Origin of the sequence: Streptomyces sp. NPDC091682, assembly GCF_044756625.1 — a bacterium.
GTDB lineage: Bacteria > Actinomycetota > Actinomycetes > Streptomycetales > Streptomycetaceae > Streptomyces.
Genome location: NZ_JBIVTH010000005.1, coordinates 244,699 through 265,231, shown reverse-complemented (window position 1 = coordinate 265,231; position 20,533 = coordinate 244,699). Strand labels below are relative to the sequence as shown.

Below are 20,533 nucleotides of genomic sequence, written 5' to 3'. Positions count from 1 at the left end.
CAGTTTCCAATCTTGCTGGCTTTCGCGGAAAGCGATACGTTCTGTGCCGCCTTGGAAGCACAGAGTGAGGTGGCGGGTCCGTGTCCTCCTTCAGGGAACAGCGATTCCCGCGAGTTCGTGTTTCGGCACGTGCGGTCCGGCAGTTCGTCGGCGACACGCTTGCCGGGTGGTGCGTGTCGGAACGGCGGGACGACATACGCCTGTGCGCCTCCGAGTTGGCGGCGAACGCCGTGCTGCACGGGGCTCCGCCCGGACGTGAGTTCTCGGTGAGGCTGACGCGGGAGCGGGACGTGCTGTGGATCGAGGTGCGCGATAGCGGACCGGGATGCCCGGTGCTACGGCAGCCCGGTTCCGAGGCGGAGGGAGGGCGTGGCCTCTGGCTGGTCGGCGTGCTCGCTGACGAGCTGGAGGTCCGCGAGGAGGTGGTGGGCAAGACGGTCAGGGCCGGGTTCAGGTCGGTGCCCGCCTGACAGGAGGGCGACGCAGCACCCGCCACGTCCCCGACCAGGGGTGGCGGGCGCTGTGGCGCTTGCGGGTTACTCGGGCTGGACGACCGTGGCGCCCCAGCGGGTGGACGGGCCCGAGGCCGTCACCCAGGCCTGGAAGCCGCCCCGCAGGCCGGTGCCGAGGGGGACGGTGACGCGCGCCGGGTCGCTCTCGGGGCAGTCGACCGTGAAGGGCGCCGGGTCGCGGTCCGGGTGGTTCTCGAGGTGGAAGGCCACCTCTATGGTGCCGCCGCCCGCGCAGCCGAAGGTGATGAACGTGTCCAGCCGGGGCGAAAGGCCGCCCGAGACGAAGCCGCTGGAACCGGCCTGCTCGGGGATCCAGATCAGCCCGTCGGGTCCCGGGTAGCCGATGATCTCGTCCCCCGACGAGGCCCGGGCCGTACCGGCCGCGAGTGCCAGCGTGAGTGCGGCGGTCAGTGCGGTGACGGCGGCGGCCCGGCCGCGCCCGTGTGCCTGCTTCATGTGATCCCCCATGGTGACTTCGCTTCGGCAGAACACCGTTCACGCTAGCCAGCGGCACTGACAACGGTGCGCGAGAAATCCGTTGCGCAGACCGCCCTGGCCGCTGCTACGTTTCCGGTGGGCCGTGCGACAGCAGGAGGAGGTGGTACCCGTGAACGCAGTATCGACATGGGTGCTCCCCTTCGGGGTCACGGTCGGGCGGTAGACAGGTCGTCCGGGAGCGCCGTCAACGCGCATTCCCGAAAGGCACGACCATGCACGTCACCTCCGAACGCCGCCTCGACGACGGCGTCCTCGCCCGCGAATTCACCCTCGGCGAGATCCCCGGCACCCTGTGGACGCCCGAGTCCGCCGCCCCTGTCCCACTGATCCTGATGGCCCACAACAACGGCCTGCCCAAGAGTGCGGACCGGCTAGTGGCCCGGGCCCGGCACTGTGCGGCGGCCGGCTACGCGGTGGCGAGCATCGACGCCGCCGGGTGCGGCGACCGGCCCCGTTCCGCCGCCGACGAGCAGGTGCGCGCCGAGCTCCGCCGCGCGGTGCAGGCCGGCGAGCCGGTCGACGGGATCTTCGAGTCCCTGATCGGCCCGCTGGTCGAGAACGCGGTCCCGGAATGGCGGACCACCCTGGACGCCCTCCTCGAACTGCCCCAGATCGGCGGCCCGGTCGGGTACTCGGGGTGGACCGCCCTCGGCATCCGCCTCGCCGTGGCCGAGCCGCGCATCGCCGCCGCAGGCCTCTTCGCCGGGGGCTACGCGCCCCGCGCCCAGCGCGAGGAGGCCCGGCAGGTCACCGTACCGCTGCTGTTCCTGCTGCAGTGGGACGACGAAGGGAACCCCCGGCAACGGGCCCTGGACCTCTTCGACGCCTTCGGCACCGAGGAGAAGACGCTCCACGCGAACCTGGGCGGACACACGGGCACCCCGTGGTTCGAGGTGGAGGACGGGAACCGGTTCTTCGACCGCCACCTGAAGTAGGCGGCTTGCGCCGTCGGCCCCTGCCGGACTCCCGGCGGGGGCCGACGTGCCTTCCGTGACCGGTCACCCGGCGTTCGGGCCGCCGCGAAGCTCGGATCGCAGGGCGAGGGCCATCCGGTCCGCCTGCTCGGCCGTCACCCGTTCCCGCTCCGGTCGCCGGAGCAGCTCGAAAACGCCCGGTCCGCGATGTTCCGGGGGCAGATCGGCCATGCGCGGCACGATGTGGAAGTGGACGTGTGCGAAGCCCTTGGCTTCGGCGAACTGGACGACGTAGGTCTTGGCGCAACCCGTCACGCTCTGCAGGGCCCGGGAGAGCCGGACCTGCCACACGCCCAGGGTTGACGCCTCGGCATCGGTGAGTTCGTGAACGGCGGTGACGTGGCGCCGTGGCAGCAGCACCAGCCAGCCGGGCAACGCGGTGTTGAAGTCATGAGCCACTCGCCAATGCCGGTCCTGCACCACGCACTCGCGCGGCGGGAGGCCGTTCGACTCGGCTTCGGCTTCCTTGCCGCAGGAGTAGCAGTCGGGTGTCGTCATGAACCAAAAGCCTAGGGGCAGGTGTTGATGCTTCGAACCTCCAATTGGGCCTCGCCGTTGCGGTGTTGCGGCCCGGCTGCTTGACCTGTTGCACACCCATAGTCCTATAGTGCTAGGAAGCTAGATGAATAGAGGAGGACAGTGATCGAGTTCCACCTCGATGCCCGGTCCGGCGTCGCTCCGTACATGCAGCTCGTCCACCAGGTGCGTCAGGCCCTGCGGCTCGGGCTGCTGTCCGAGGGCGACCGGCTGCCGACCGTCAAGGACGTCGCGGCCGGCGTGGCGATCAACCCGAACACCGTGCTCAAGGCCTACCGGGAGCTGGAGTACGAGGGCCTGGTCGCGAAGAAGCCCGGGGTCGGCACCTTCATCTCCGGCACGCTCAGCGACGACTCGCTCGCCGAGCACGAGCCGCTGCGCCGGGAGCTGCAGCTGTGGCTCGACAGGGCGCGGGCCGCCGGGCTGGGCGAGGAGAGCATCGAGGCCCTGTTCCTGAGCACCTTCCGCGCCCGCACCGGCACGGACACGGATCCGCACACCGAAGAGGAGAAATGACCGCAACCGCAATATTGGAAGCCCGCGCGCTGGGCAAGCGGTACGGCCGCAAAGAGGCGCTGAGCGACTGCACCCTGAGCGTGCCGTCCGGGCGGGTCGTCGGACTGGTCGGGCCCAACGGGGCCGGCAAGTCAACCCTGCTGCAGCTGGCCTGCGGGCTGATCGGCCCGACCTCCGGCACCATCGAGGTACTCGGCGGCCGGCCCGCGTCCGGGCCCGAGCAGCTCGCCAAGGTCGGGTTCGTCGCCCAGGACACCCCCACCTACGCGGGGCTGTCCATCGCCGACCACCTGAAGCTGGGCAAGCGGCTCAACCCGGGCTGGGACGCACAGCTGGCCGAGGACCGGATCCGGCAGCTCGGCCTGGACCCCGCCCAGAAGGCGGGCAAGCTCTCCGGCGGCCAGCGCGCCCAGGTGGCCCTGACCCTCGCCGTCGCCAAACGGCCCGAGCTGCTGATCCTCGACGAGCCCGTCGCCGCCCTGGACCCGCTGGCCCGGCGGGAGTTCCTGCAGAGCCTGATGGAGGTCGTGGCAGAACACGGAACCACCGTCGTGCTCTCCTCGCACCTGGTCTCCGACCTGGAACGGGTCTGCGACCACCTGATCTCGCTGGTCGCCTCCCGGGTCCAGGTCGCGGGCGACGTCGACGACCTGCTCGCCACCCACTTCCGGCTCACCACCGCCCGCCGCGACGCGGCCACCCTGCCCCAGGGCATGCAGGTCATCCAGGAGACCCACACCGAGCGGCAGAGCACCTTCATCGTGCGCTCCGACAAGGCCGTCCAGGACACCTCCTGGGTCCTGGAGCCGCTCAACCTGGAGGACCTCGTCCTCACCTAAATGAGCCAGGCCACGGCCGGGACCGGCCCCCGACCCACCCGGGAGGACCAGCGATGATCTGGCTGACCTGGCGCCAGTACCGCGTCCAGACCCTCGCCGCGTTCGCCGTCCTGGCCGCGCTCGCAATATTCCTCGTGGTCACCGGCCTCCAGATGCGCGAGGCCTACGACACCACCGTCGCCGGCTGCGGCAGCGACTGCGAATCGGCGAAGAACGCCCTGGTCGTCGAGTACCAGACCCTGACCTACTACGTCACGAGCCTGCTGCTCGCCGCACCCGGCATCATCGGGATCTTCTGGGGCGCCCCGCTGATCGCCCGGGAACTGGAGACCGGCACCCACCGGCTCGTTTGGAACCAGAGCATCTCCCGCGGCCGCTGGCTCCTGGTCAAGCTCGGGGCCGTCGGCCTGATCGCCGTCGCCGTCACCGGCGTGCTCAGCCTCCTGGTGACCTGGTGGGCGAGTCCCATCGACCGGGTCAACCTGGACCGGTTCACCGCCCTGATGTTCAGCGGCCGCGGGGTCGTCCCCCTCGGCTACGCGGCGTTCGCCTTCACCCTCGGCGCCTCGGCCGGACTCCTGATCCGGCGCACCGTGCCCGCGATGGCCGCGACCCTCGCCGCCTTCCTCGCGGTGCAGGTCTTCGTGCCCTTCGTGATCCGCCCGCACTTCGTGGCGCCGGAGCACACCGATGTCGCGCTCAGCTCCCTCGTCATGGCGCCGGTCGGTGGCGGCGAGGAGTCCGGCGCGATGAAGGACGGCTGGAACGGGAACCACATCCAGCTGAAGGGTTCCGGAAACGACGCCCACCTGCGGATCGGGGTGCTCAAGCCCGGCGTTTGGGTCGTGTCCGACCTCGGTGCGGTGCTCGACGCCTCCGGCAAGGAGGTCCGCGGCGCCGCGGGCTGCGCGCAGCGCGAGAAGGAGCCCTTCGAGTGCTTCGCCACCTCGAAGCACCACGTAGCGGTCGACTACCAGCCCGCCGACCGCTACTGGACCTTCCAGTGGATCGAGACCGGGATCTTCCTCGCGCTCTCCGGACTGCTGGCCGGGTTCTGCTCCTGGTGGCTGCGCCGCCGGGCGGCCTGACCGGGACGAGGAGGAACGGGACGAGGAGGAAGGGGCGGCCGAAGCCAACGCAACTGGCTTCGGCCGCCCCCCTCGACCCTACTCGCCCCCGCGCGCCGGGCCCGACCCCGTCAGTCGGTGTCCTCGCGCGGCGGTTCGTCGTCGTCGCCCCTGCGCAGGGTGCGCAGGCCGTGCTCCGGGGTCCACGACCGGACCACCAGCTCCTCGCCCTGCACGCGGACGTGGACCACCTCCGTCAGATCGGCGTGGAAGAGGTGGAACGGGTGCGGGGTCTCGGTCTCTTCCGCGTACCGGTGCAGTTCGGGCGGGTCCACGAGCTCCACCGCGCGCCCGGAGATCCGTACGTCCCCGTAGGGCATCTCCTCGCCCGCGCCCGGGTTGGTGTGGAGGGCGAAGCGCGGGTCGTGCTGGAGGTCCCTGGCCTTCATCGAGCCGAACATCATGCCGAGCCACAGTTCCCCGCCCCGGATGTCGACGTTCAGCCCGGTCGCCCGGGGCGAGCCGTCCTTGCGGAGGGTGGCCAGGACGTGGTGGGGGTACTGCGCGAAGCGGGCCTGGACGGCCGCAGCGAACTCCGGTTCCGCCTTCTCGAAGACTGCCCAGCTGGTATGCGTCATGCGTCCATCAAAGCGTGGGCACCGGCGGGCGCAGGTCAGGCGCGCACGATGCCCGCACCGCGCGCCGCCGCCAGCCAGGCCGGGAACTCGCCGACAAGGCGGTCGTACAGTTCGTCGTCCGGTACCGCGCGCGGGTCCGCTCCCGCGTGGAAGTAGCCCGCGTTGTCCACGGCCCGCTGCGCCGGGACGGGCAGCTCGTCCAGCCGGCGCAGGAAGTCGAACTGCGTGCTGCGGGTGTTGCCGAAGCCGACGAACTGCCAGAAGAGCGGCAGCCGGGCCGCCTTGCACAGGTACCGCTCGGCCGCGAGCTTGTTGATCGGCCCGCCGTCGGTCTGGAAGACGACCAGGGCGGGGGCCGTCGACCCCGAGTCCAGGTAGTGGTCGATGACCGCGTCCATCGCCGCGTGGTAGGCCGTCTTGCCCATGTGGCCCAGCCGGGAGGCGATCTCGGTGACCCGGCCCTCGTGCCCGGCCAGGGAGATCTCCTCCACCGCGTCGACCTCGGTGGAGAAGAAGACCACCGGCACGCGGGCGTCGTCGTCCAGGTGCGCGGAGAGGCCCAGCACCCGGTCGGCGAGGGCCTGCACGCTGCCGTCCGCGTAGTACGGCTTCATCGACCCGGAGTAGTCCAGGACCAGGTAGACCGCGGCGCGCCCGCCCTCCATGCCGTACTTGCGCAGGGAGACCCCGGCGCTCTTGTAGAGGCTCACCAGTGCCGGAGCCGTCTCCTCCATCTTGCGGAGGCTGATCGCACTGCCCGTCATGGGGCGAGCGTACGGCAGCGCGCGGGCCCGTCGGCCCGCCGCGGTGAAACCGAGGTCGGCCGCCAGTCGCGCCCGGTGCGCGGTCGGCGCGCCGAGCGGTCGAAGTAGGCCGGCCGTTCCCGGTCCCCTTCCGACGCTCCTACGGCAGCTTGCCGCGCCCTTCGAGCTCGTTGATGTCTTCGAGCATGCGCGCCGCGAGGTCGCGCTCGGAGGCGTAGTAGCGTTCGGCCCACTTGAGGGTGAGCGTCGGGTACGCCCAGGCGCTCTCGTCCTTCGAGCCCTCCGCGTCGGCCATCGCGCGACGGCGCATGCCCTCCGCGAACTCCTGCTGCTGGACGAGGACTTCGCGCATCTGCTCCGGCTCCAGCAGGTGACCCAACCACAGGCGCAGCATCGGCCCGTGCTTGAGGACGGGCGGGTCGACTGGGGCCTCGCGGACCCATTCCCGTACGGCCGTCATGCCCTCGTCCGTGATCCGGTAGACCCGCTTGTCGCGCGTCCCGGTGTCCTGCGCGACCATCCGCGAGGACGCGTAGCCCGCCCTCTCCAGGCGCTTGAGCTCGCTGTAGATCTGACTGAACGACGGGCTCCAGTAGAAGAACCGCAGCGACCGGTCCGACCACTTCTTCAGGTCGTAACCGGAGAGCTCCTCTCCGAAGGAGAGCAGTCCGAGCACTGCCCAACTGGTCGCGGGGAGAGCGCGCTTGTTCGTCTCGTCTGCCACGCAGCGCAGTCTACGACCGGTCCGTACGGCACCCTTCCCCCTGCAAGACATGACTGCTAGAAGTATTCCTATTCGAAATGGCGATGCGAAATGCCGGGCGGACGGAGCGTGCTGAGCCGTGGGGGAGCAGCTCGACGGAAAGGTCGTCGTGATCACCGGCGCCGGGCGCGGCCAGGGCGCCGCCGAGGCCCGGCTGTGCGCGCGGGCGGGGGCCCGGGTCGTCGTCACCGATGTACGGGAGGACGAGGGCCGGGCGGTGGCCGCCGAACTCGGCGACCAAGGGCTGTACGTCCGCCACGACGTGGCCGACGCGGCGAGCTGGGCGAGCGTGATGCAGCGGTCGGTCCGCGCCTTCGGGACGGTCTCGGCGCTGGTCAACAACGCGGCCCTGTGGCGCACCGCCCACGTGGAACGGCAACGGCTGGAGGACTTCGAAGCGCTCCTGCGGGTCAACCTGCTCGGCCCGTTCCTCGGCATCCAGGCGGTCGCGCCGGTGCTGCGGGCGGGCGGGGGCGGTTCGATCGTCAACATCTCCTCCACCGCCGGACTGGTCGGAATACCGGGCCACGCCGCCTACGGATCAACCAAGTTCGGGCTGCGCGGACTGACCCGGTCGGCGGCGCTCGACCTCGCCGGGGACCGGATCCGGGTCAACTCGGTGCACCCGGGCGCCGTCGACACCCCGATGGTGGTCGGGGCGGTGGCGGGCCGGGACTGGTCGCACGTACCGCTGGGGCGCATCGGCCGCCCGGAGGAGGTCGGGGAGCTGGTCCTCTTCCTCTGCTCGGACGCGTCCTCGTACGTGACGGGCAGCGAGTTCACCGTGGACGGGGGGATGACGACGGCGTGAGCGACCACCTCCGTACACCCGATCCCCTCTCACCCCAGGCCAGGCGGCTGTGCGACGCGATGACCGCCGGCTTCCCGGGACCGGGCGACCTCCGCGCCCTCCGTGCGGCCGCGGCGTCCGGGGCGTCCGGGGCGTCCGGGGCCGGGTCCGGACGTACGGGCCCGGCCGTGGCCTCGGTGTCCGACACGCACGCGGGCGGGGTCCCGGTCCGCGTCTACGACCCCGCGCCCGGCCGCTCCGACCGCCCCCTGGTTGTCTTCCTGCACGGCGGCGGCTGGGTGATGTGCGGCCTGGACAGCCACGACGCGACGTGCCGCGCCCTGGCCGCGGCCGCGGGCGCGGTGGCCGTCTCGGCGGACTACCGGCTGGCCCCGGAACACCCCTGGCCGGCGGCGCCGGACGATGCGCTGACCGTCCTGCTCTGGGCGCGGGCGCGGGCCCGCGCGCTCGGCTGCGACCCCGGCCGGGTGGTGCTGGCGGGGGACTCCAGCGGCGGCAACCTCGCGGCCGTGACGGCCCTGCGCGCGCCCGAACTCGTAGCCGGACAGGTGCTGTTCTACCCACCGCTCGATGCCCGGATGGACTCCGCCTCCGTGGAGACGTACGCGGAGGGCTACTTCCACACCGCCGCCCACATGGCCTGGTACTGGGACAGCTACGGCGGCGACCCGGAGCACCCGCACGTCTCGCCGTTGCGCGCCCCCGACCTGTCGGGCCTGCCGCCCGCCCTGATCGTCCTCGCCGACTGCGACGTGCTGCGCGACGAGGGCCTCGCGTACGCCCGCCGGCTGGCGGCGGCCGGCGTCGACTGCACGCTCCAGCTCCACCCGGGGGTCTTCCACGGCTTCCTGGGCCTGCCGCTGCCGGCGGGCGCCACCGCGCTGCGGGCGGCCGCGGCCTGGGTGGCGGGGGCGGGAAGGGCGGGGTCGACCCCCCAGGCATGATGTGTCCATGGCTGAACTGATACGGAGACTGCCGGGCGCGACCTTGCGCAACTGCCTCCTTCTGGCAGTGGAGTTGGGTGCGATCTGGCTGCTCCGCGGACCCGGGGGAGCCTGGATCCCGGTCCTGCTGGCCGTCTTCGTCGTCGGCGCGGCGGTTCCGCACGGCACCGGCGCGGAGTTCGTCGCCCGCACCTCGGTCGCACTCCTCGCCGTCGGCATCGCCGTGGCCGGCGGGACCACCTGGGACCGGCACGCCCTCCACGAACGCGGCCGCGAGGAACGGGCGGTCGTCGCCGAACGGACCGCGGCAGGGGACGGCTCGACCTCGGTCCCCGCGCTACGGCTGCGCACGGAGGCCGGCCGGGACCTGCCCGGCCAGGTGGAGCAGGACCTCCCGGTCGGCGCCCGGCTCACCGTGACGGTGGACCCCGACGGCCCGGCCTGGGCCGTGGGCACCCGCCCGGACCGCCCCCTGTGGCCGGCGGCCGCCACCGGGGCCCTGCTCCTCCTCCAGACGATCCTCGTCGGCCGGCTCTCCCTGCGTCCCCGCACCTAGTGCCGTGCCCGCGGCTCCGGTGATCAGCGGTACCAATCCTCGCCGGGGTGGGAAAGCGCACGGTGGAGGTATCCCTCCAGATTGGCTGCCACCCAGGTGCGACTGTCGTTCTCGTGGTCCCAGACGAAGACATCGGAGCGCTGAGGGGTACGCACGAACGCGAACTGGTCCCCTCCGCCGTTGTCGCCGAAGAACATCAGCGCACCGAAGGGCATGTACAGAGCTCCGAAGTCTTCCCTGGTCCGGAATTCCGTGTTGCTCAGGCCGATGCGCGCAGCGCTCCAGACGACGTCCGTTCCGTCCTCGTCGAGGATCCCGTCGCATTCCAGGAGCAGTCCTCGCAGGGGCATCGGAAGCGGCTGCCCCAACCGGATCTCCAGGTCGCGCAGCTCCCGCTCGGACGCGGGGCTTCCCAGCCCGACATCTCCGTACTGTTCCACGAGCTCACGCCACATTCGTCCTCCAAGGCCGCATCGGTTCCGCGCCTACTTGATCGTGTAGGAGCAGCCCTTCGCGCCCCCGCGGCCGGTGAGCAGTACCGCCGCCGCGCACGCGGTCACGGCGGTCACGGCGGTCATGCAGGTCGTCGTCCTTCCCATGGTGCAAGTACCTCGATCTTGTTACCGATTGTGTGATCGAAAACAATGGACGCATGACCACACGTGCCCGTTCCTTCGACGCGGCGGCCGCTTCGTACGCGGCCCACCGCCCCAGCTACCCACCGGCCCTCTTGGACGCCGTCGAGTCCCTCACCGGGCGGCCGCTCGCCGGTGCCCGGGTGGCCGACGTGGGGGCCGGGACCGGGATCGCCACCGCGCTCCTGCACGAGCGCGGGGCCGAGGTCCTCGCCGTGGAGCCCGGGGACGGAATGGCCGCCGAGTTCCGCCGCACGCACCCCGGGATCCCGATCGTGCGCGGCGACGGGGACCGGCTGCCGCTGGCCACCGGCGCGTTCGACCTGCTCACCTACGCCCAGGCCTGGCACTGGACCGACCCGGCCCGCTCCGTGCCCGAGGCCCGCCGGGTGCTGCGGCCCGGCGGCGCGCTCGCGATCTGGTGGAACGACGCGGACGCCACCGTCCCGTGGATCGCCGAACAGGAGGAGCGGCTCCGGGTCTTCTTCGAGGTCAAGGGGGAGACCCACCGCACCCTGCCCGAAGGGCTCGGCGATTTCACCAGCCGGTCGGTGACGTGGACCCGCCGCATCACGCTGGACGACCACCTCGCCAACCTCGCCAGCCACTCCGCCTTCCTGGTCCTCGGCGAGGCCCGCACCCGCGAGTACTTCGAGGGGGAGCGCAAGCTGCTGGCCCCGCTCTTCCCGGACGGCACCGTCGAGGAGCAGTACGTCGTGAAACTCAGCGTCGCGGTGGTGTGAGGGACCGCAGGACCTCGGCCCGGCAGGCCGACGGCGTTCCCCAGGCGTCCCGCAAGGGGCGGGCCTTGCGCAGCCACAGGGACAGGTCCAGCTCCTCGGTGTAGCCCACCGCACCGTGGAACTGGAGGGCCGTCATGGCCGCCCGGTAGGACGCCTCGCCGGCCGCCAGCTTCGCCGCCGCCACCTCGCCCGGGCCCGGCGACAGCGCCGCCGCCCACACCAGCGGGCGGGCGAACTCCAGGTCGAGCAGCGTGTCCGCCAGCCGGTGCTTCACCGCCTGGAAGGCGCCTATCGGCGCCTTGAACTGCGTGCGCTGCTTCGCGTACTCCACTGTCCTGGCCAGCAGTGCCTCGCCGACGCCCAGGCACTGGGCGGCCGTCAGCAGCCGGGCCCAGCGCCCCGCCGCCCCGGCCGCCCGGACCACCGCCGGGCCCGCCGCCAGCAGTTCGCCCCCGCCGCCCGGGCCGGCCGGCGGGAGGGACAGCCGGCGTGCGGGGTCCGTCGACCGGACCGGTTCGCGCGCACCGCCCAGCAACCGAAGTTCGCCCGCCCGCGACACCGTGAAGCAGTACGTCGCCGCGTCCGCGTCCAGCGCGTAGGGGCTCCCGCCCGGCAGGGTCAGCGTGGCCGAGGTCTCGCCCCGGGCCAGCCCCGGCAGGAACCGCTCGGCGAGCGCCCCGTCCGCCAGCTCCGCCAGCAGCACCGACACCGCGGCGCTCTCCACCACCGGCCCCGGCACCCCGGCCCGGCCCAGCTCCACGAAACCGAGGGACAGCTCCAGCGGGAGCAGGCCCGCCCCCTCGTACGCCTCCGGGACGGCCAGCGCGAACAGACCCGTCCCCGCGAGCCGCGACCACAGGGCCCGACCGGGCACGGCATCGCCCGCCGCCCAGGCCCGTACCGCCGCCGGGACCTCGGCCGCGCCCAGCAGGGAGCGCAGCGTACGGGCGAAGTCCGACTGCTCGTCGGTCGGCAGGAAGCGCATCAGCGGCGGCCCTTCGGAAGACCGAGCAGCCGCTCGGCGATGATGTCGCGCTGGATCTCGTTCGTCCCGGCGTAGATCGGCCCGGCCAGGGAGAAGACCCACGGCTCGGCCCACTCGCCGTCCGCGAGCTCCGCGTCCGCGCCCAACAGGTCCAGCGCCGTCTCGTGCAGGGCGATGTCGTACTGCGACCAGAACACCTTGTTCAGGCTGGACTCGGCGCCGATCGCGGCGCCCGCAGCGAAGCGCGAGGCGTTCGCCCAGGTGAACAGCTCGTACGCGCGCGCCCCCACCACCGCGTCCGCGACCCGGTCGCGCAGCGCGGTGTCGGACGGGTCCCCGTGCGCGCGCCACAGCCCGACCAGCCGGTCCGCCGCGGCCAGGAAACGGCCGGGGGAGCGCAGGGTCAGCCCGCGCTCGTTGCCGGTCGTCGACATGGCGATCCGCCAGCCCTGCCCCGGCTCCCCGATCACGTCCTCGTCCGGTACGAAGACCCGGTCCAGGAAGAGCTCCGCGAAGGCGGGCTTGCCGTCGAGCCGGCCGATGGGCCGCACCGTCACCCCCGGCGCCCGCAGGTCGAACATCAGGTACGTCAGCCCCTGGTGGGGTTTGGGGGCGTCCGGGTCGGTGCGGAAGATCCCGAAGGCGCGGTCCGCGAAGGCCGCCCGCGAGGACCAGGTCTTCTGCCCGGTCAGCAGCCAGCCGCCCTCCGTGCGGACCGCCCGCGACGTCAGCGAGGCCAGGTCGGACCCCGACTCGGGTTCCGACCAGGCCTGCGCCCAGATCACCTCGCCGCTCGCCATCGACGGCAGCACCCGCGCCCGCTGCTGCGGGCTCGCGTGGTCGAAGAGGGTGGGGGCGAGGAGGTTGATGCCGTTCTGCGAGACCCGGCCGGGCGCGCCCGCGGCCCAGTACTCCTCCTCGAAGACCAGCCACTTGACGATGTCCACGCCCCGGCCCCCGTACTCCTCGGGCCACGAGACCACCGACCAGCGGTCCGCGTGCAGGAGCGCCTCCCACTCCCGGTGCGCCGCGAAGCCCTCGGCCGTCTCCAGGGAGGGCAGGGGCCGGGCCGGGACACGGGCGCGGAGCCAGGCGCGGGCCTCGGCCCGGAAGGCCTCCACGTCCGCCGTGTGCGCGAGTTCCATCAGGTGTTCGCCTCCTTCGGGGCGGCTGTGTCCACGCCGCCGAGCGGGTCCGCCGCCGTCTCCGCGTGGTGCGCGTGCGCCAGGTGGTGCAGGCCGAACGCCGAGTCCACGCCGGCGTGCGGGCCCTGGAGGTCCTCGGCCCGGTTGACGGCCCGCCGGTCGTCGGGCATGCGGCGCCCATCCTTCACGAGCGACGCTTCCCTAACAAGTGTTTGGTAGGTTAACGTACGGCCATGAGCAGCGTCGAGGAGTTCAACACCGAGGTCCGGGGACGGCTACGGGTCCACCTCACCGGCGAGCTCTCCCGCGCCGACACCGGCTGCGCGGGCTCGGACCAGATCCAGCGCACCCCCATCGCCGAGCGGATCCTCGGCCTTCCCAGGGAGGTACGGGCGTGACCACCCCCGACTACGTCGCCGGGCACGGACTGTTGAAGGACCGCACCGCCGTCGTCACCGCCGCCGCCGGGGCCGGGATCGGCGGAGCCACCGCCCGCCGCCTCCTGGAGGAGGGCGCCCGCATCGTCATCGGCGACGCCCACGCGCGCCGCCTGAAGGAGACCGAGGAGGCGCTCGCGGCCGAGTTCGGCGCGGACCGCGTCACCTCCCTGCCCTGCGACGTGACCGACGAGGGCCAGGTCCAGGCCCTCTTCGCGCTCGCCGAGCACACGCACGGCCGCCTCGACATCGTGGTGAACAACGCCGGCCTCGGCGGCACCGCCGCCCTCGTCGACATGACCGACACCCAGTGGTCCCGCGTCCTCGACGTCACCCTGAACGGAACCTTCCGCTGCACCCGCGCCGCCCTGCGCGCACTCAAGTCCTCCGGCGGCGGCGGAGTGATCGTCAACAACGCCTCCGTCATCGGCTGGCGCGCCCAGACCGGCCAGGCCCACTACGCCGCCGCCAAGGCGGGGGTGATGGCCCTGACCCGCTGTGCGGCCCTGGAGGCCGCGGAGTTCGGCGTGCGCGTCAACGCGGTCGCCCCGAGCCTGGCCATGCACCCGCACCTGGTGAAGGTCACCAGCGAGGAACTCCTGGCCGAACTCACCGCCCGCGAGGCCTTCGGCCGGTACGCCGAACCCTGGGAGGTCGCCAACGTCATCGTCTTCCTGGCCAGCGCCTACTCGTCCTACATGACCGGCGAGACGGTCTCCGTCAGCAGCCAGCACGCCTAAGGGGTGTCTTGGCCGAGAATGGGCGCGTGCCAACGAACAAGCCGACAGTGCCGACGACCAAGAAGAAGCCGCAGGTGACGGCCTCCCCCGAACGGCGTCGTGAACTCCTCGACACCGCCGCCGAGGTCTTCGCCGCGCAGGGCTACAACGCCACCACCGTACGCAAGATCGCCGACGCCGCCGGCATGCTCGCCGGCAGCCTCTACTACCACTTCGATTCCAAGGAATCGATGCTCGACGAGATCCTCTCGGCCTTCCTGACCGAGCTGTGGGACGGCTACGACACCGTCCTCGCCGCAGGTCTCGACCCCAGGCAGACCATCGAGGCCCTCGTCACCGAGTCCTTCCGGGAGATCGACCGGCACCGCGCCGCCGTCGCCATCTACCAGAAGGAGTCCCGCACCCTCTCCGCACAGCCCCGCTTCCACTACCTCTCCGACTCGCAGCAGAAGTTCGAGAAGGCCTGGCTCGGCACCCTGGAGCGAGGGGTCGCGGCCAAGGTCTTCCGCGCCGACCTCGACATCCGCCTCACCTACCGCTTCGTGCGCGACACGGTGTGGGTGGCGGCCTCCTGGTACCGGCCGGGCGGCCAGCACAGCCCCGAGGAGATCGCCCGCCAGTACCTGTCGATGGTGCTGGACGGGATCGCACTGCGCCCCACCTGAACCGACCCGACCGTCTGAGGAGACCCGATGCCCGAGGCCTACGTAGTCGATGCGGTACGCACCCCCGTGGGACGGCGGAACGGCGGCCTGTCCACCGTCCACCCGGCCGACCTCGGCGCACACGTCCTGAAGGCACTGATCGAGCGGTCCGGGGTGGACCCGGCCGCCGTGGAGGACGTGGTGTTCGGCTGCCTCGACACGGTGGGGCCGCAGGCCGGGGACATCGCCCGGACGGCCTGGCTGGCGGCCGGCCTGCCCGAGGAGGTGCCCGGGGTCACCGTCGACCGCCAGTGCGGGTCCTCGCAGCAGGCCGTGCACTTCGCGGCGCAGGGCGTCCTGTCCGGCACCCAGGACCTGGTGGTCGCGGGCGGCACCCAGAACATGTCGATGATCCCGATCGCCTTCGCCTCGCGGCAGGCGGCGGAGCCGCTCGGCCTCACCGAGGGGCCCTACGCGGGCTCGGCGGGCTGGCGGGCCCGGTACGGGGACGCCCCGGTGAACCAGTTCCACGGCGCCCAGCTGATCGCGCAGAAGTGGGGGATCTCCCGGCAGGACATGGAGGAGTTCGCCCTGCGCTCCCACCGGCGGGCGGTCCGGGCCATCGACGAGGGCCGCTTCGCGCGCGAGACGGTGGCGTACGGGGAGGTGCGCGTGGACGAGGGCCCGCGCCGGGACACCACCCTGGAGAAGATGGCCACCCTGAAGCCGGTGGTCGAGGGCGGCACCATCACGGCGGCCGTCTCCTCCCAGGTCTCGGACGGGGCGGCGGCCATGCTGATCGCCTCCGAGCGGGCGGTACGGGAACACGGCCTGCGGCCGCGCGCCCGCATCCACCACCTCTCCGTACGGGGCGAGGACCCCATCCGCATGCTGTCCGCGCCGATCCCCGCCACGGCGTACGCGTTGAAGAAGACCGGCATGTCGCTGGCCGACATCGACCTCGTGGAGATCAACGAGGCGTTCGCCCCGGTGGTGTTGGCCTGGCTGAAGGAGACCGGGGCCGACCCGGAGCGGGTCAACGTCAACGGCGGCGCGATCGCGCTCGGCCACCCGCTGGGGGCGACCGGGGTGAAGCTGATGACCACCCTCCTGCACGAACTGGAACGCACCGGCGGCCGCTTCGGCCTCCAGACGATGTGCGAGGGCGGCGGCCAGGCCAACGTGACGATCATCGAGCGGCTGTAGCCGCCCGGCGCCGGGCCTCGTCCCGCATGGCGGGCTTGCCCTCCACCTCGAACCGCACGGCGTCCACGCGGTTCGCGCCGGCTGTGACCGCGCCCTCACCCGCCGGCTCGGCCCGACCCGTAGGGGTGAATCTTTTCGCCGAGGGCGGAGACGGCCCGGCGGGCCGGGGCGGGTGTACGGAGGGCCCGGGAGCGGCCACGACCCAAGGGGGACGGGGGCTCCGGCCCGCTGACCGTCCCGTCGGGCCCGTCGGTACACCGCAGGTCGGCGGGGTGGAGGGCGCAGGTCACACTCCTCGCCCCGGGACTCCCCGCAGCGAGGTGTGCTAGCTTAGAGCTCGTTGCAGTTGTGGTACCCATGAACTTTATGTGCGCCTGACGGGAATGCTCCGCAGGCGCTTTTATTGTTTTGCCGGAATCTCCGGATGGGGCCCTTTGCCGCCTATTCAGGAGATTTAAAATGGCACTTGGCACCGTGAAGTGGTTCAACTCGGAAAAGGGCTTCGGCTTCATCGAGCAGGACGGTGGCGGCCCGGACGTCTTCGCCCACTACTCGAACATCGCCACCCAGGGCTTCCGTGAGCTCCAGGAGGGCCAGCGCGTGTCCTTCGACGTCACCCAGGGCCAGAAGGGCCCCCAGGCGGAGAACATCATCCCCGCCTAAGTTCTTCAGCATGCCGGGGTCCGCACCGCGAGGTGCGGGCCCCGGCTTGTCTGCTGTTTCGACCTTTGTTTTACCTGCCGGTTTCAGGAGGGCTTTCTCGCATGACCAGCTCCAGCTCCGCACGACCCAGCCGCCGCCCCACCGGGGGTCGAGGTGCGGCCCAGGGGCGTCCGAAGTCTGGCGCGGGACGGCAGAAGTCCGCGCCCGTCGCCCGGCCCCAGGAATTCACCATGCCCGAGCCGATCGCCCCGGCGCTGCCGCCGGTCGAGTCGTTCGGCGACATGGACATGCCCGAGGCGCTGCTGAAGACCCTCGCCGCCCAGGGTGTCACGGAGCCGTTCCCGATCCAGGCGGCGACGCTCCCGAACTCCCTCGCCGGCCGTGACCTGCTCGGCCGCGGCCGCACCGGCTCCGGCAAGACGCTGGCCTTCGGCCTGGCCCTGCTGGCCCGTACCGCCGGCCGCCGCGCGCAGCCGAAGGCACCGCTCGCGCTGGTCCTCGTACCGACCCGTGAGCTCGCGCAGCAGGTCACCGACGCCCTGGCCCCGTACGCCACGGCCGTCAACCTGCGCATCGCGACCGTCGTCGGTGGCATGTCGATCAACCGGCAGTCGGGCGCCCTGCGCCGCGGCGCCGAGGTGCTCGTCGCCACCCCCGGCCGCCTGAAGGACCTCATCGACCGCGGTGACGCCGACCTCTCGCAGGTCTCCATCACCGTCCTCGACGAGGCCGACCAAATGACCGACATGGGCTTCATGCCGCAGGTCACGGCGCTGCTCAAGCAGGTCGAGCCCGGCGGCCAGCGGATGCTGTTCTCGGCGACGCTGGACAAGAACATCGACAAGCTCGTCAAGATGTTCCTGACCGACCCGGTCGGCCACTCCGTCGACCCGTCGGCCGGTGCGGTTACCACCATGGAGCACCACGTCCTGTACGTCATGGACGAGACCGACAAGAAGGCCGTGGCGACGCGCATAGCCGCTCGCGACGGCCGGGTGATCATGTTCGTCGACACCAAGCGCGGGGTCGACCGCATGGTCAAGAAGCTCCTCGCCGACGGCGTGCGCGCCTCCGGCCTGCACGGCGGCCGCTCCCAGCCGCAGCGCAATCGCACCCTCGACTGGTTCAAGACGGGCGAGGTCACCGCGCTGGTCGCCACGAACGTCGCGGCGCGCGGCATCCACATCGACGACCTCGACCTCGTCGTCAACGTGGACCCGCCCACCGACCACAAGGACTACCTGCACCGCGGCGGCCGTACCGCCCGTGCCGGCGAGTCCGGCAGCGTGGTCACCCTGGTCCTCCCCGACCAGAAGCGGGACATGAGCCGTCTGATGTCGGACGCCGGTATCTCCCCGCGCACCGCGCAGATCAAGTCCTCCGACGAGGAACTGGCCCGGCTGACCGGCGCCAAGGAGCCCTCGGGCATCCCGGTCGTGCTGGAGGTTCCGCAGCCGACCGCGCCCAAGCCGCGCACCGGCTCCGGTTCGGGCTCCGGCTCGCGCCGCCGCTCGGGCGGCGGTCCGCGCACCGGTTCCGCCACGGGCGGCGCTCCGGCGGCCGGCGGTCGCGGCCGTCGTTCCGGTGGGGGCGCCTCCGGGCAGGCCCCGGCGGCCTCCGGTTCGGGCCAGGCCCGGCGCGGCGGCCAGGGCGGCGCGGCGGCCGGTGGCTCCGGCGAGCGCAGCCGGCGCACCGGTGGCGGTGCCCCCTCCGGCGGTGCGGCCGCGGCCTCGGCGCGCAGCCGCGTCGGAACGGGCGGCCAGGGCCGCCGCCGGTCGGTCTGACCGCACACGGTGACCACTACGCCGGGCAGTGCTTCACGCACTGCCCGGCGCAGTGCTGTCCGCCCCGCCTCCGTCAGCGGACCATCTTGTCCTGGAGCTTCGCCAGCGTCCGCAGATCCAGGCCGAGGCCCTGGGTCAGGTAGCCGTAGAAGCTCCCGTAGTCCGCTTCCAGTTGCGCCGTGGCCGAGTCCAGGTAGTCCTGGCGGACCTCCTGGAGCGGGATCAGCAGGTCCGGGTTCTGCATCCGGCCCGACTGCTTGAGGCCCGCCCGCACCCGGGCGTCGTAGGCGGCGCGGAAGGCGTTCGAAGCCAGGTAGTCGCGCTCCGCGGTGTCCTCGGGGACGGCGAGGGCGCGCAGCAGGACGTAACTCATCCAGCCGGTCCGGTCCTTGCCGGACGTGCAGTGGTACAGGACCGGGCCCTGCCGGCCGTCGGCGATCTCCCGCAGGGTCGCCGCGAACTGCGCCCGGTTCTCGGGGCTGCTCACGAAGGTGCGGTAGATGTCGCGCATGTAGGCCTCGGCTCGGCCACCGCCGAGCATCTGCTCCTGGACGACGGGATCGCCGCTGCCGATCGCGCCGACGAGGGTTCCGTAGAGGCCGAGGTCACTGACGGGGCGCGAAGTGGGGGAGAGCCCGGTGGGCAGCCGGTCGGCGCCGTCGTACTGGAGCTCCATCGGGATGCGGAAATCGACGACCTTCGTGAGGCCGAGACCGGAGACGGTGGTGACGTCGGCGTCGGTCAGCTTGCTCAGTGCGTCGGAGCGGTAGACCAGTCCCTGGCGGACCTGGCCGCCGGTCCACGAGCGGTAGCCGCCGATGTCCCGGAGGTTGACGGCGCCCTGGAGGGGGATCTGGCGAATCGTTTCGGCCTGCTGCTGCAGGTGGTGCTGGTGGTGCCGGGCACTGACCCCGGCTCCGGGCGCCGCCGACGCGTACGCGGCGGCGGGCAGGGTTCCGACGGCGAGGGCGGCGGCGGTCGCCGCGGTCACCAGGCGGATGCGGGCACGGCTCATGGGGGCGACTCCTGTGACGGAGAAGGGGGATCACCCTGGTGGTGGCAGGGTGCGGAGCGAGTGCAGTGCTTCGAGTGATTCCAGTGCCTGTTGTGCTTCGGCCATGACGCGGGAGACGAGCTCCGCACAGGACGGAAGATCGTCGATCACCCCCGCGACCTGGCCCGATGCCATGACGCCGAGGTCCGTACGGCCCTCGACCATGGACGCCTTGAGGAGCATCGGGGTGTTCGCGGCGAGCAGGACCTGGCTCCAGGACAGGTCCTTGCCGTGTTTCATCGCGAGGCCGTCGCGGACCATCTGCGGCCAGCTCAGCCCGGACAGCTTCCGGAAGGCGGCCGCGTGCCGCACCGCCCGGACCAGCGCCCGGGTACGGCCCGCCCGTTCCAGGGCATCGACCAGCTCCGTACGGAGCATGCGGTGCGGCAACCCGTCGACGGCCGTGGTGACGGTGACGTCCTTGACCGTGGCCTTCAGGTACTCGGCCTTCACGACGTCCGGAACGGTGGAGTCGGAGGTCAGCAGGAACCGGGTGCCCATGGCGATGCCCGCGGCCCCGTACGACAGCGCCGCGACCAGGCCGCGCCCGTCGCTGAAGCCGCCGGCCGCGATCACCGGGATGTCCACGGCGTCCACGACCTGCGGCAACAGCACCGTCGTGGCCACGTCACCCGTGTGACCGCCGCCCTCGCCGCCCTGCACGATCACCGCGTCGGCGCCCCACGCGGCCACCTTCTCGGCGTGCCGCCGGGCCCCGATCGACGGGATGACGACCACGCCCGCGTCCTTGAGCCGCCCGATCAGCTCCTTGGAGGGCGCCAACGCGAACGAGGCGACCCGCACCCCCTCGTCGATGATCAGTTGGGCGCGCTCGGCCGCGTCTGTGGCGTCGGCCCGCAGATTGACCCCGAAGGGGGTCCCGTCCGGGATGCGGGACGTGACCTCGCGGACCGCCGAACGCAGCTGGTCCAGCGTCATCGTGGCCGAGGCCAGGATGCCCAGTGCCCCCGCGTTGGCCGCGCCCGACACCAGGCGGGGTCCGGCGACCCAGCCCATGCCCGTCTGCACGACGGGGTGTTCGACGCCGACCAGCGCGGTGAAGGCCGTCTCCATCGGA

At 72.2% G+C, this 20,533-nt stretch carries 26 protein-coding genes; 15 read left to right on the top strand and 11 right to left on the bottom strand.

All coding sequences use genetic code 11. The annotated features are described in order from the left end of the window. Positions 1–80: 80 nt before the first annotated feature. Positions 81–470 carry an ATP-binding protein gene (locus ACIQK6_RS14320; protein WP_329103000.1) on the top strand — a complete coding sequence of 130 codons (390 nt, stop codon included), beginning with the start codon at positions 81–83 and terminating at the stop codon, positions 468–470. A 66-nt stretch (positions 471–536) separates the two neighbouring features. Here ACIQK6_RS14320 and ACIQK6_RS14315 read toward each other — a convergent pair whose 3' ends face one another. Continuing rightward, positions 537–968 (bottom strand): hypothetical protein, encoded by a 432-nt coding sequence (locus ACIQK6_RS14315; protein ID WP_329103002.1) that lies wholly within the window; start codon positions 966–968, stop codon positions 537–539. 254 nt (positions 969–1,222) lie between these two features. On the opposite strand from ACIQK6_RS14315, the gene ACIQK6_RS14310 reads away from it, so the two are divergent. Then, positions 1,223–1,945, top strand: a complete 723-nt coding sequence (locus ACIQK6_RS14310) for a dienelactone hydrolase family protein (RefSeq protein ID WP_402694889.1) — start codon at positions 1,223–1,225, stop codon at positions 1,943–1,945. 63 nt (positions 1,946–2,008) lie between these two features. Here the strand turns inward: ACIQK6_RS14310 and ACIQK6_RS14305 are convergent, their stop codons facing one another. Continuing rightward, complete coding sequence (locus ACIQK6_RS14305) at positions 2,009–2,482, bottom strand: HIT family protein (protein WP_329103006.1); 474 nt, start codon at positions 2,480–2,482, stop codon at positions 2,009–2,011. A gap of 141 nt (positions 2,483–2,623) precedes the next feature. Here ACIQK6_RS14305 and ACIQK6_RS14300 point away from each other — a divergent pair, with 141 nt between their 5' ends. From ACIQK6_RS14300 to ACIQK6_RS14290, 3 genes are read left to right on the top strand one after another with little or no spacing between them, the layout of a single operon-like run. Next, a complete protein-coding gene (locus tag ACIQK6_RS14300) occupies positions 2,624–3,037 on the top strand; it encodes a GntR family transcriptional regulator (protein WP_402694888.1) in 414 nt (137 codons plus the stop codon). After that, entirely contained in the window at positions 3,034–3,876 is an 843-nt protein-coding gene (locus ACIQK6_RS14295) for an ABC transporter ATP-binding protein (RefSeq protein WP_402694887.1), read from the top strand. The genes ACIQK6_RS14300 and ACIQK6_RS14295 overlap by 4 nt, the downstream gene beginning before the upstream one ends. A gap of 53 nt (positions 3,877–3,929) precedes the next feature. Continuing rightward, complete coding sequence (locus ACIQK6_RS14290; protein WP_329103013.1) at positions 3,930–4,964, top strand: ABC transporter permease subunit; 1,035 nt, start codon at positions 3,930–3,932, stop codon at positions 4,962–4,964. Positions 4,965–5,074: 110 nt separating this feature from the next. Here ACIQK6_RS14290 and ACIQK6_RS14285 read toward each other — a convergent pair whose 3' ends face one another. The 3 genes from ACIQK6_RS14285 to ACIQK6_RS14275 all read right to left on the bottom strand — a co-directional run bounded on the left by ACIQK6_RS14285 (position 5,075) and on the right by ACIQK6_RS14275 (position 7,069). Next, positions 5,075–5,581 carry a pyridoxamine 5'-phosphate oxidase family protein gene (locus ACIQK6_RS14285; RefSeq protein WP_329103015.1) on the bottom strand — a complete coding sequence of 169 codons (507 nt, stop codon included), beginning with the start codon at positions 5,579–5,581 and terminating at the stop codon, positions 5,075–5,077. A gap of 35 nt (positions 5,582–5,616) precedes the next feature. After that, positions 5,617–6,345 carry a VWA domain-containing protein gene (locus ACIQK6_RS14280; protein WP_329103018.1) on the bottom strand — a complete coding sequence of 243 codons (729 nt, stop codon included), beginning with the start codon at positions 6,343–6,345 and terminating at the stop codon, positions 5,617–5,619. A gap of 139 nt (positions 6,346–6,484) precedes the next feature. Beyond that, positions 6,485–7,069, bottom strand: a complete 585-nt coding sequence (locus tag ACIQK6_RS14275) for a PadR family transcriptional regulator (protein WP_329103021.1) — start codon at positions 7,067–7,069, stop codon at positions 6,485–6,487. Positions 7,070–7,187: 118 nt separating this feature from the next. Between ACIQK6_RS14275 and ACIQK6_RS14270 the strand changes: the two genes are divergently transcribed. The 3 genes from ACIQK6_RS14270 to ACIQK6_RS14260 are packed head-to-tail and all read left to right on the top strand — an operon-like array spanning position 7,188 to position 9,419. Further along, positions 7,188–7,919, top strand: a complete 732-nt coding sequence (locus tag ACIQK6_RS14270) for an SDR family NAD(P)-dependent oxidoreductase (RefSeq protein ID WP_402694886.1) — start codon at positions 7,188–7,190, stop codon at positions 7,917–7,919. After that, on the top strand, positions 7,916–8,863 hold the full coding sequence (locus ACIQK6_RS14265) for an alpha/beta hydrolase (RefSeq protein WP_402694885.1): 948 nt from the start codon (positions 7,916–7,918) through the stop codon (positions 8,861–8,863). The genes ACIQK6_RS14270 and ACIQK6_RS14265 overlap by 4 nt, the downstream gene beginning before the upstream one ends. A gap of 7 nt (positions 8,864–8,870) precedes the next feature. After that, positions 8,871–9,419 (top strand): hypothetical protein, encoded by a 549-nt coding sequence (locus tag ACIQK6_RS14260; RefSeq protein WP_329103026.1) that lies wholly within the window; start codon positions 8,871–8,873, stop codon positions 9,417–9,419. A gap of 23 nt (positions 9,420–9,442) precedes the next feature. On the opposite strand, the gene ACIQK6_RS14255 is transcribed toward ACIQK6_RS14260, so the two are convergent. Then, positions 9,443–9,859 (bottom strand): SMI1/KNR4 family protein, encoded by a 417-nt coding sequence (locus ACIQK6_RS14255; protein ID WP_329103028.1) that lies wholly within the window; start codon positions 9,857–9,859, stop codon positions 9,443–9,445. 212 nt (positions 9,860–10,071) lie between these two features. On the opposite strand from ACIQK6_RS14255, the gene ACIQK6_RS14250 reads away from it, so the two are divergent. Further along, a complete protein-coding gene (locus ACIQK6_RS14250; protein WP_329103030.1) occupies positions 10,072–10,797 on the top strand; it encodes a class I SAM-dependent methyltransferase in 726 nt (241 codons plus the stop codon). On the opposite strand, the gene ACIQK6_RS14245 is transcribed toward ACIQK6_RS14250, so the two are convergent. Genes ACIQK6_RS14245 through ACIQK6_RS14235 form a run of 3 tightly spaced genes read right to left on the bottom strand, consistent with a single transcriptional unit; the run spans position 10,778 to position 13,097 of the window. Further along, positions 10,778–11,782, bottom strand: coding sequence for an acyl-CoA dehydrogenase family protein (locus ACIQK6_RS14245; RefSeq protein WP_329103032.1), 1,005 nt, complete (start codon positions 11,780–11,782; stop codon positions 10,778–10,780). The genes ACIQK6_RS14250 and ACIQK6_RS14245 overlap by 20 nt on opposite strands. After that, positions 11,782–12,927: an acyl-CoA dehydrogenase family protein gene (locus ACIQK6_RS14240; protein WP_329103035.1), complete on the bottom strand. Its 1,146-nt coding sequence runs from the start codon at positions 12,925–12,927 to the stop codon at positions 11,782–11,784. Before ACIQK6_RS14240 ends, ACIQK6_RS14245 begins: the two co-directional genes overlap by 1 nt. Then, positions 12,927–13,097: a hypothetical protein gene (locus ACIQK6_RS14235; protein ID WP_402694884.1), complete on the bottom strand. Its 171-nt coding sequence runs from the start codon at positions 13,095–13,097 to the stop codon at positions 12,927–12,929. The genes ACIQK6_RS14240 and ACIQK6_RS14235 overlap by 1 nt, the downstream gene beginning before the upstream one ends. Before the next feature lie 63 nt (positions 13,098–13,160). Here ACIQK6_RS14235 and ACIQK6_RS14230 point away from each other — a divergent pair, with 63 nt between their 5' ends. The 6 genes from ACIQK6_RS14230 (at position 13,161) to ACIQK6_RS14205 (ending at position 18,401) form a co-directional block, all read left to right on the top strand. After that, on the top strand, positions 13,161–13,325 hold the full coding sequence (locus ACIQK6_RS14230) for a hypothetical protein (RefSeq protein ID WP_402694938.1): 165 nt from the start codon (positions 13,161–13,163) through the stop codon (positions 13,323–13,325). Further along, on the top strand, positions 13,322–14,104 hold the full coding sequence (locus tag ACIQK6_RS14225) for an SDR family oxidoreductase (RefSeq protein WP_402694883.1): 783 nt from the start codon (positions 13,322–13,324) through the stop codon (positions 14,102–14,104). The genes ACIQK6_RS14230 and ACIQK6_RS14225 overlap by 4 nt, the downstream gene beginning before the upstream one ends. Before the next feature lie 47 nt (positions 14,105–14,151). Continuing rightward, positions 14,152–14,769: a TetR/AcrR family transcriptional regulator gene (locus ACIQK6_RS14220; protein ID WP_266602807.1), complete on the top strand. Its 618-nt coding sequence runs from the start codon at positions 14,152–14,154 to the stop codon at positions 14,767–14,769. A 27-nt stretch (positions 14,770–14,796) separates the two neighbouring features. After that, entirely contained in the window at positions 14,797–15,954 is a 1,158-nt protein-coding gene (locus tag ACIQK6_RS14215; protein WP_329103040.1) for an acetyl-CoA C-acetyltransferase, read from the top strand. A gap of 459 nt (positions 15,955–16,413) precedes the next feature. Then, complete coding sequence (locus ACIQK6_RS14210) at positions 16,414–16,617, top strand: cold-shock protein (RefSeq protein ID WP_030010141.1); 204 nt, start codon at positions 16,414–16,416, stop codon at positions 16,615–16,617. A gap of 101 nt (positions 16,618–16,718) precedes the next feature. Continuing rightward, positions 16,719–18,401 carry a DEAD/DEAH box helicase gene (locus ACIQK6_RS14205; protein WP_402694882.1) on the top strand — a complete coding sequence of 561 codons (1,683 nt, stop codon included), beginning with the start codon at positions 16,719–16,721 and terminating at the stop codon, positions 18,399–18,401. A 73-nt stretch (positions 18,402–18,474) separates the two neighbouring features. On the opposite strand, the gene ACIQK6_RS14200 is transcribed toward ACIQK6_RS14205, so the two are convergent. Both ACIQK6_RS14200 and ACIQK6_RS14195 read right to left on the bottom strand, forming a co-directional pair. Then, complete coding sequence (locus ACIQK6_RS14200; RefSeq protein WP_329103044.1) at positions 18,475–19,416, bottom strand: tyrosine-protein phosphatase; 942 nt, start codon at positions 19,414–19,416, stop codon at positions 18,475–18,477. Positions 19,417–19,446: 30 nt separating this feature from the next. Continuing rightward, the gene (locus tag ACIQK6_RS14195; RefSeq protein WP_329103046.1) at positions 19,447–20,529 is read right to left on the bottom strand and encodes a nitronate monooxygenase; all 1,083 of its coding nucleotides are present in this window, start codon (positions 20,527–20,529) and stop codon (positions 19,447–19,449) included. Between the last annotated feature and the right edge of the window lie 4 nt (positions 20,530–20,533).

Bases quoted from the DNA above. Each gene is read 5' to 3' on its own strand.
- ACIQK6_RS14315 (WP_329103002.1), bottom strand. From the start codon at position 968: ATGAAGCAGGCACACGGGCGCGGCCGGGCCGCCGCCGTCACCGCACTG.
- ACIQK6_RS14310 (WP_402694889.1), top strand. From the start codon at position 1,223: ATGCACGTCACCTCCGAACGCCGCCTCGACGACGGCGTCCTCGCCCGC.
- ACIQK6_RS14305 (WP_329103006.1), bottom strand. From the start codon at position 2,482: ATGACGACACCCGACTGCTACTCCTGCGGCAAGGAAGCCGAAGCCGAG.
- ACIQK6_RS14295 (WP_402694887.1), top strand. From the start codon at position 3,034: ATGACCGCAACCGCAATATTGGAAGCCCGCGCGCTGGGCAAGCGGTAC.
- ACIQK6_RS14290 (WP_329103013.1), top strand. From the start codon at position 3,930: ATGATCTGGCTGACCTGGCGCCAGTACCGCGTCCAGACCCTCGCCGCG.
- ACIQK6_RS14285 (WP_329103015.1), bottom strand. From the start codon at position 5,581: ATGACGCATACCAGCTGGGCAGTCTTCGAGAAGGCGGAACCGGAGTTC.
- ACIQK6_RS14280 (WP_329103018.1), bottom strand. From the start codon at position 6,345: ATGACGGGCAGTGCGATCAGCCTCCGCAAGATGGAGGAGACGGCTCCG.
- ACIQK6_RS14260 (WP_329103026.1), top strand. From the start codon at position 8,871: ATGGCTGAACTGATACGGAGACTGCCGGGCGCGACCTTGCGCAACTGC.
- ACIQK6_RS14250 (WP_329103030.1), top strand. From the start codon at position 10,072: ATGACCACACGTGCCCGTTCCTTCGACGCGGCGGCCGCTTCGTACGCG.
- ACIQK6_RS14245 (WP_329103032.1), bottom strand. From the start codon at position 11,782: ATGCGCTTCCTGCCGACCGACGAGCAGTCGGACTTCGCCCGTACGCTG.
- ACIQK6_RS14240 (WP_329103035.1), bottom strand. From the start codon at position 12,927: ATGGAACTCGCGCACACGGCGGACGTGGAGGCCTTCCGGGCCGAGGCC.
- ACIQK6_RS14235 (WP_402694884.1), bottom strand. From the start codon at position 13,097: ATGCCCGACGACCGGCGGGCCGTCAACCGGGCCGAGGACCTCCAGGGC.
- ACIQK6_RS14230 (WP_402694938.1), top strand. From the start codon at position 13,161: ATGAGCAGCGTCGAGGAGTTCAACACCGAGGTCCGGGGACGGCTACGG.
- ACIQK6_RS14215 (WP_329103040.1), top strand. From the start codon at position 14,797: ATGCCCGAGGCCTACGTAGTCGATGCGGTACGCACCCCCGTGGGACGG.
- ACIQK6_RS14210 (WP_030010141.1), top strand. From the start codon at position 16,414: ATGGCACTTGGCACCGTGAAGTGGTTCAACTCGGAAAAGGGCTTCGGC.
- ACIQK6_RS14205 (WP_402694882.1), top strand. From the start codon at position 16,719: ATGACCAGCTCCAGCTCCGCACGACCCAGCCGCCGCCCCACCGGGGGT.
- ACIQK6_RS14200 (WP_329103044.1), bottom strand. From the start codon at position 19,416: ATGAGCCGTGCCCGCATCCGCCTGGTGACCGCGGCGACCGCCGCCGCC.
- ACIQK6_RS14195 (WP_329103046.1), bottom strand. From the start codon at position 20,529: ATGGAGACGGCCTTCACCGCGCTGGTCGGCGTCGAACACCCCGTCGTG.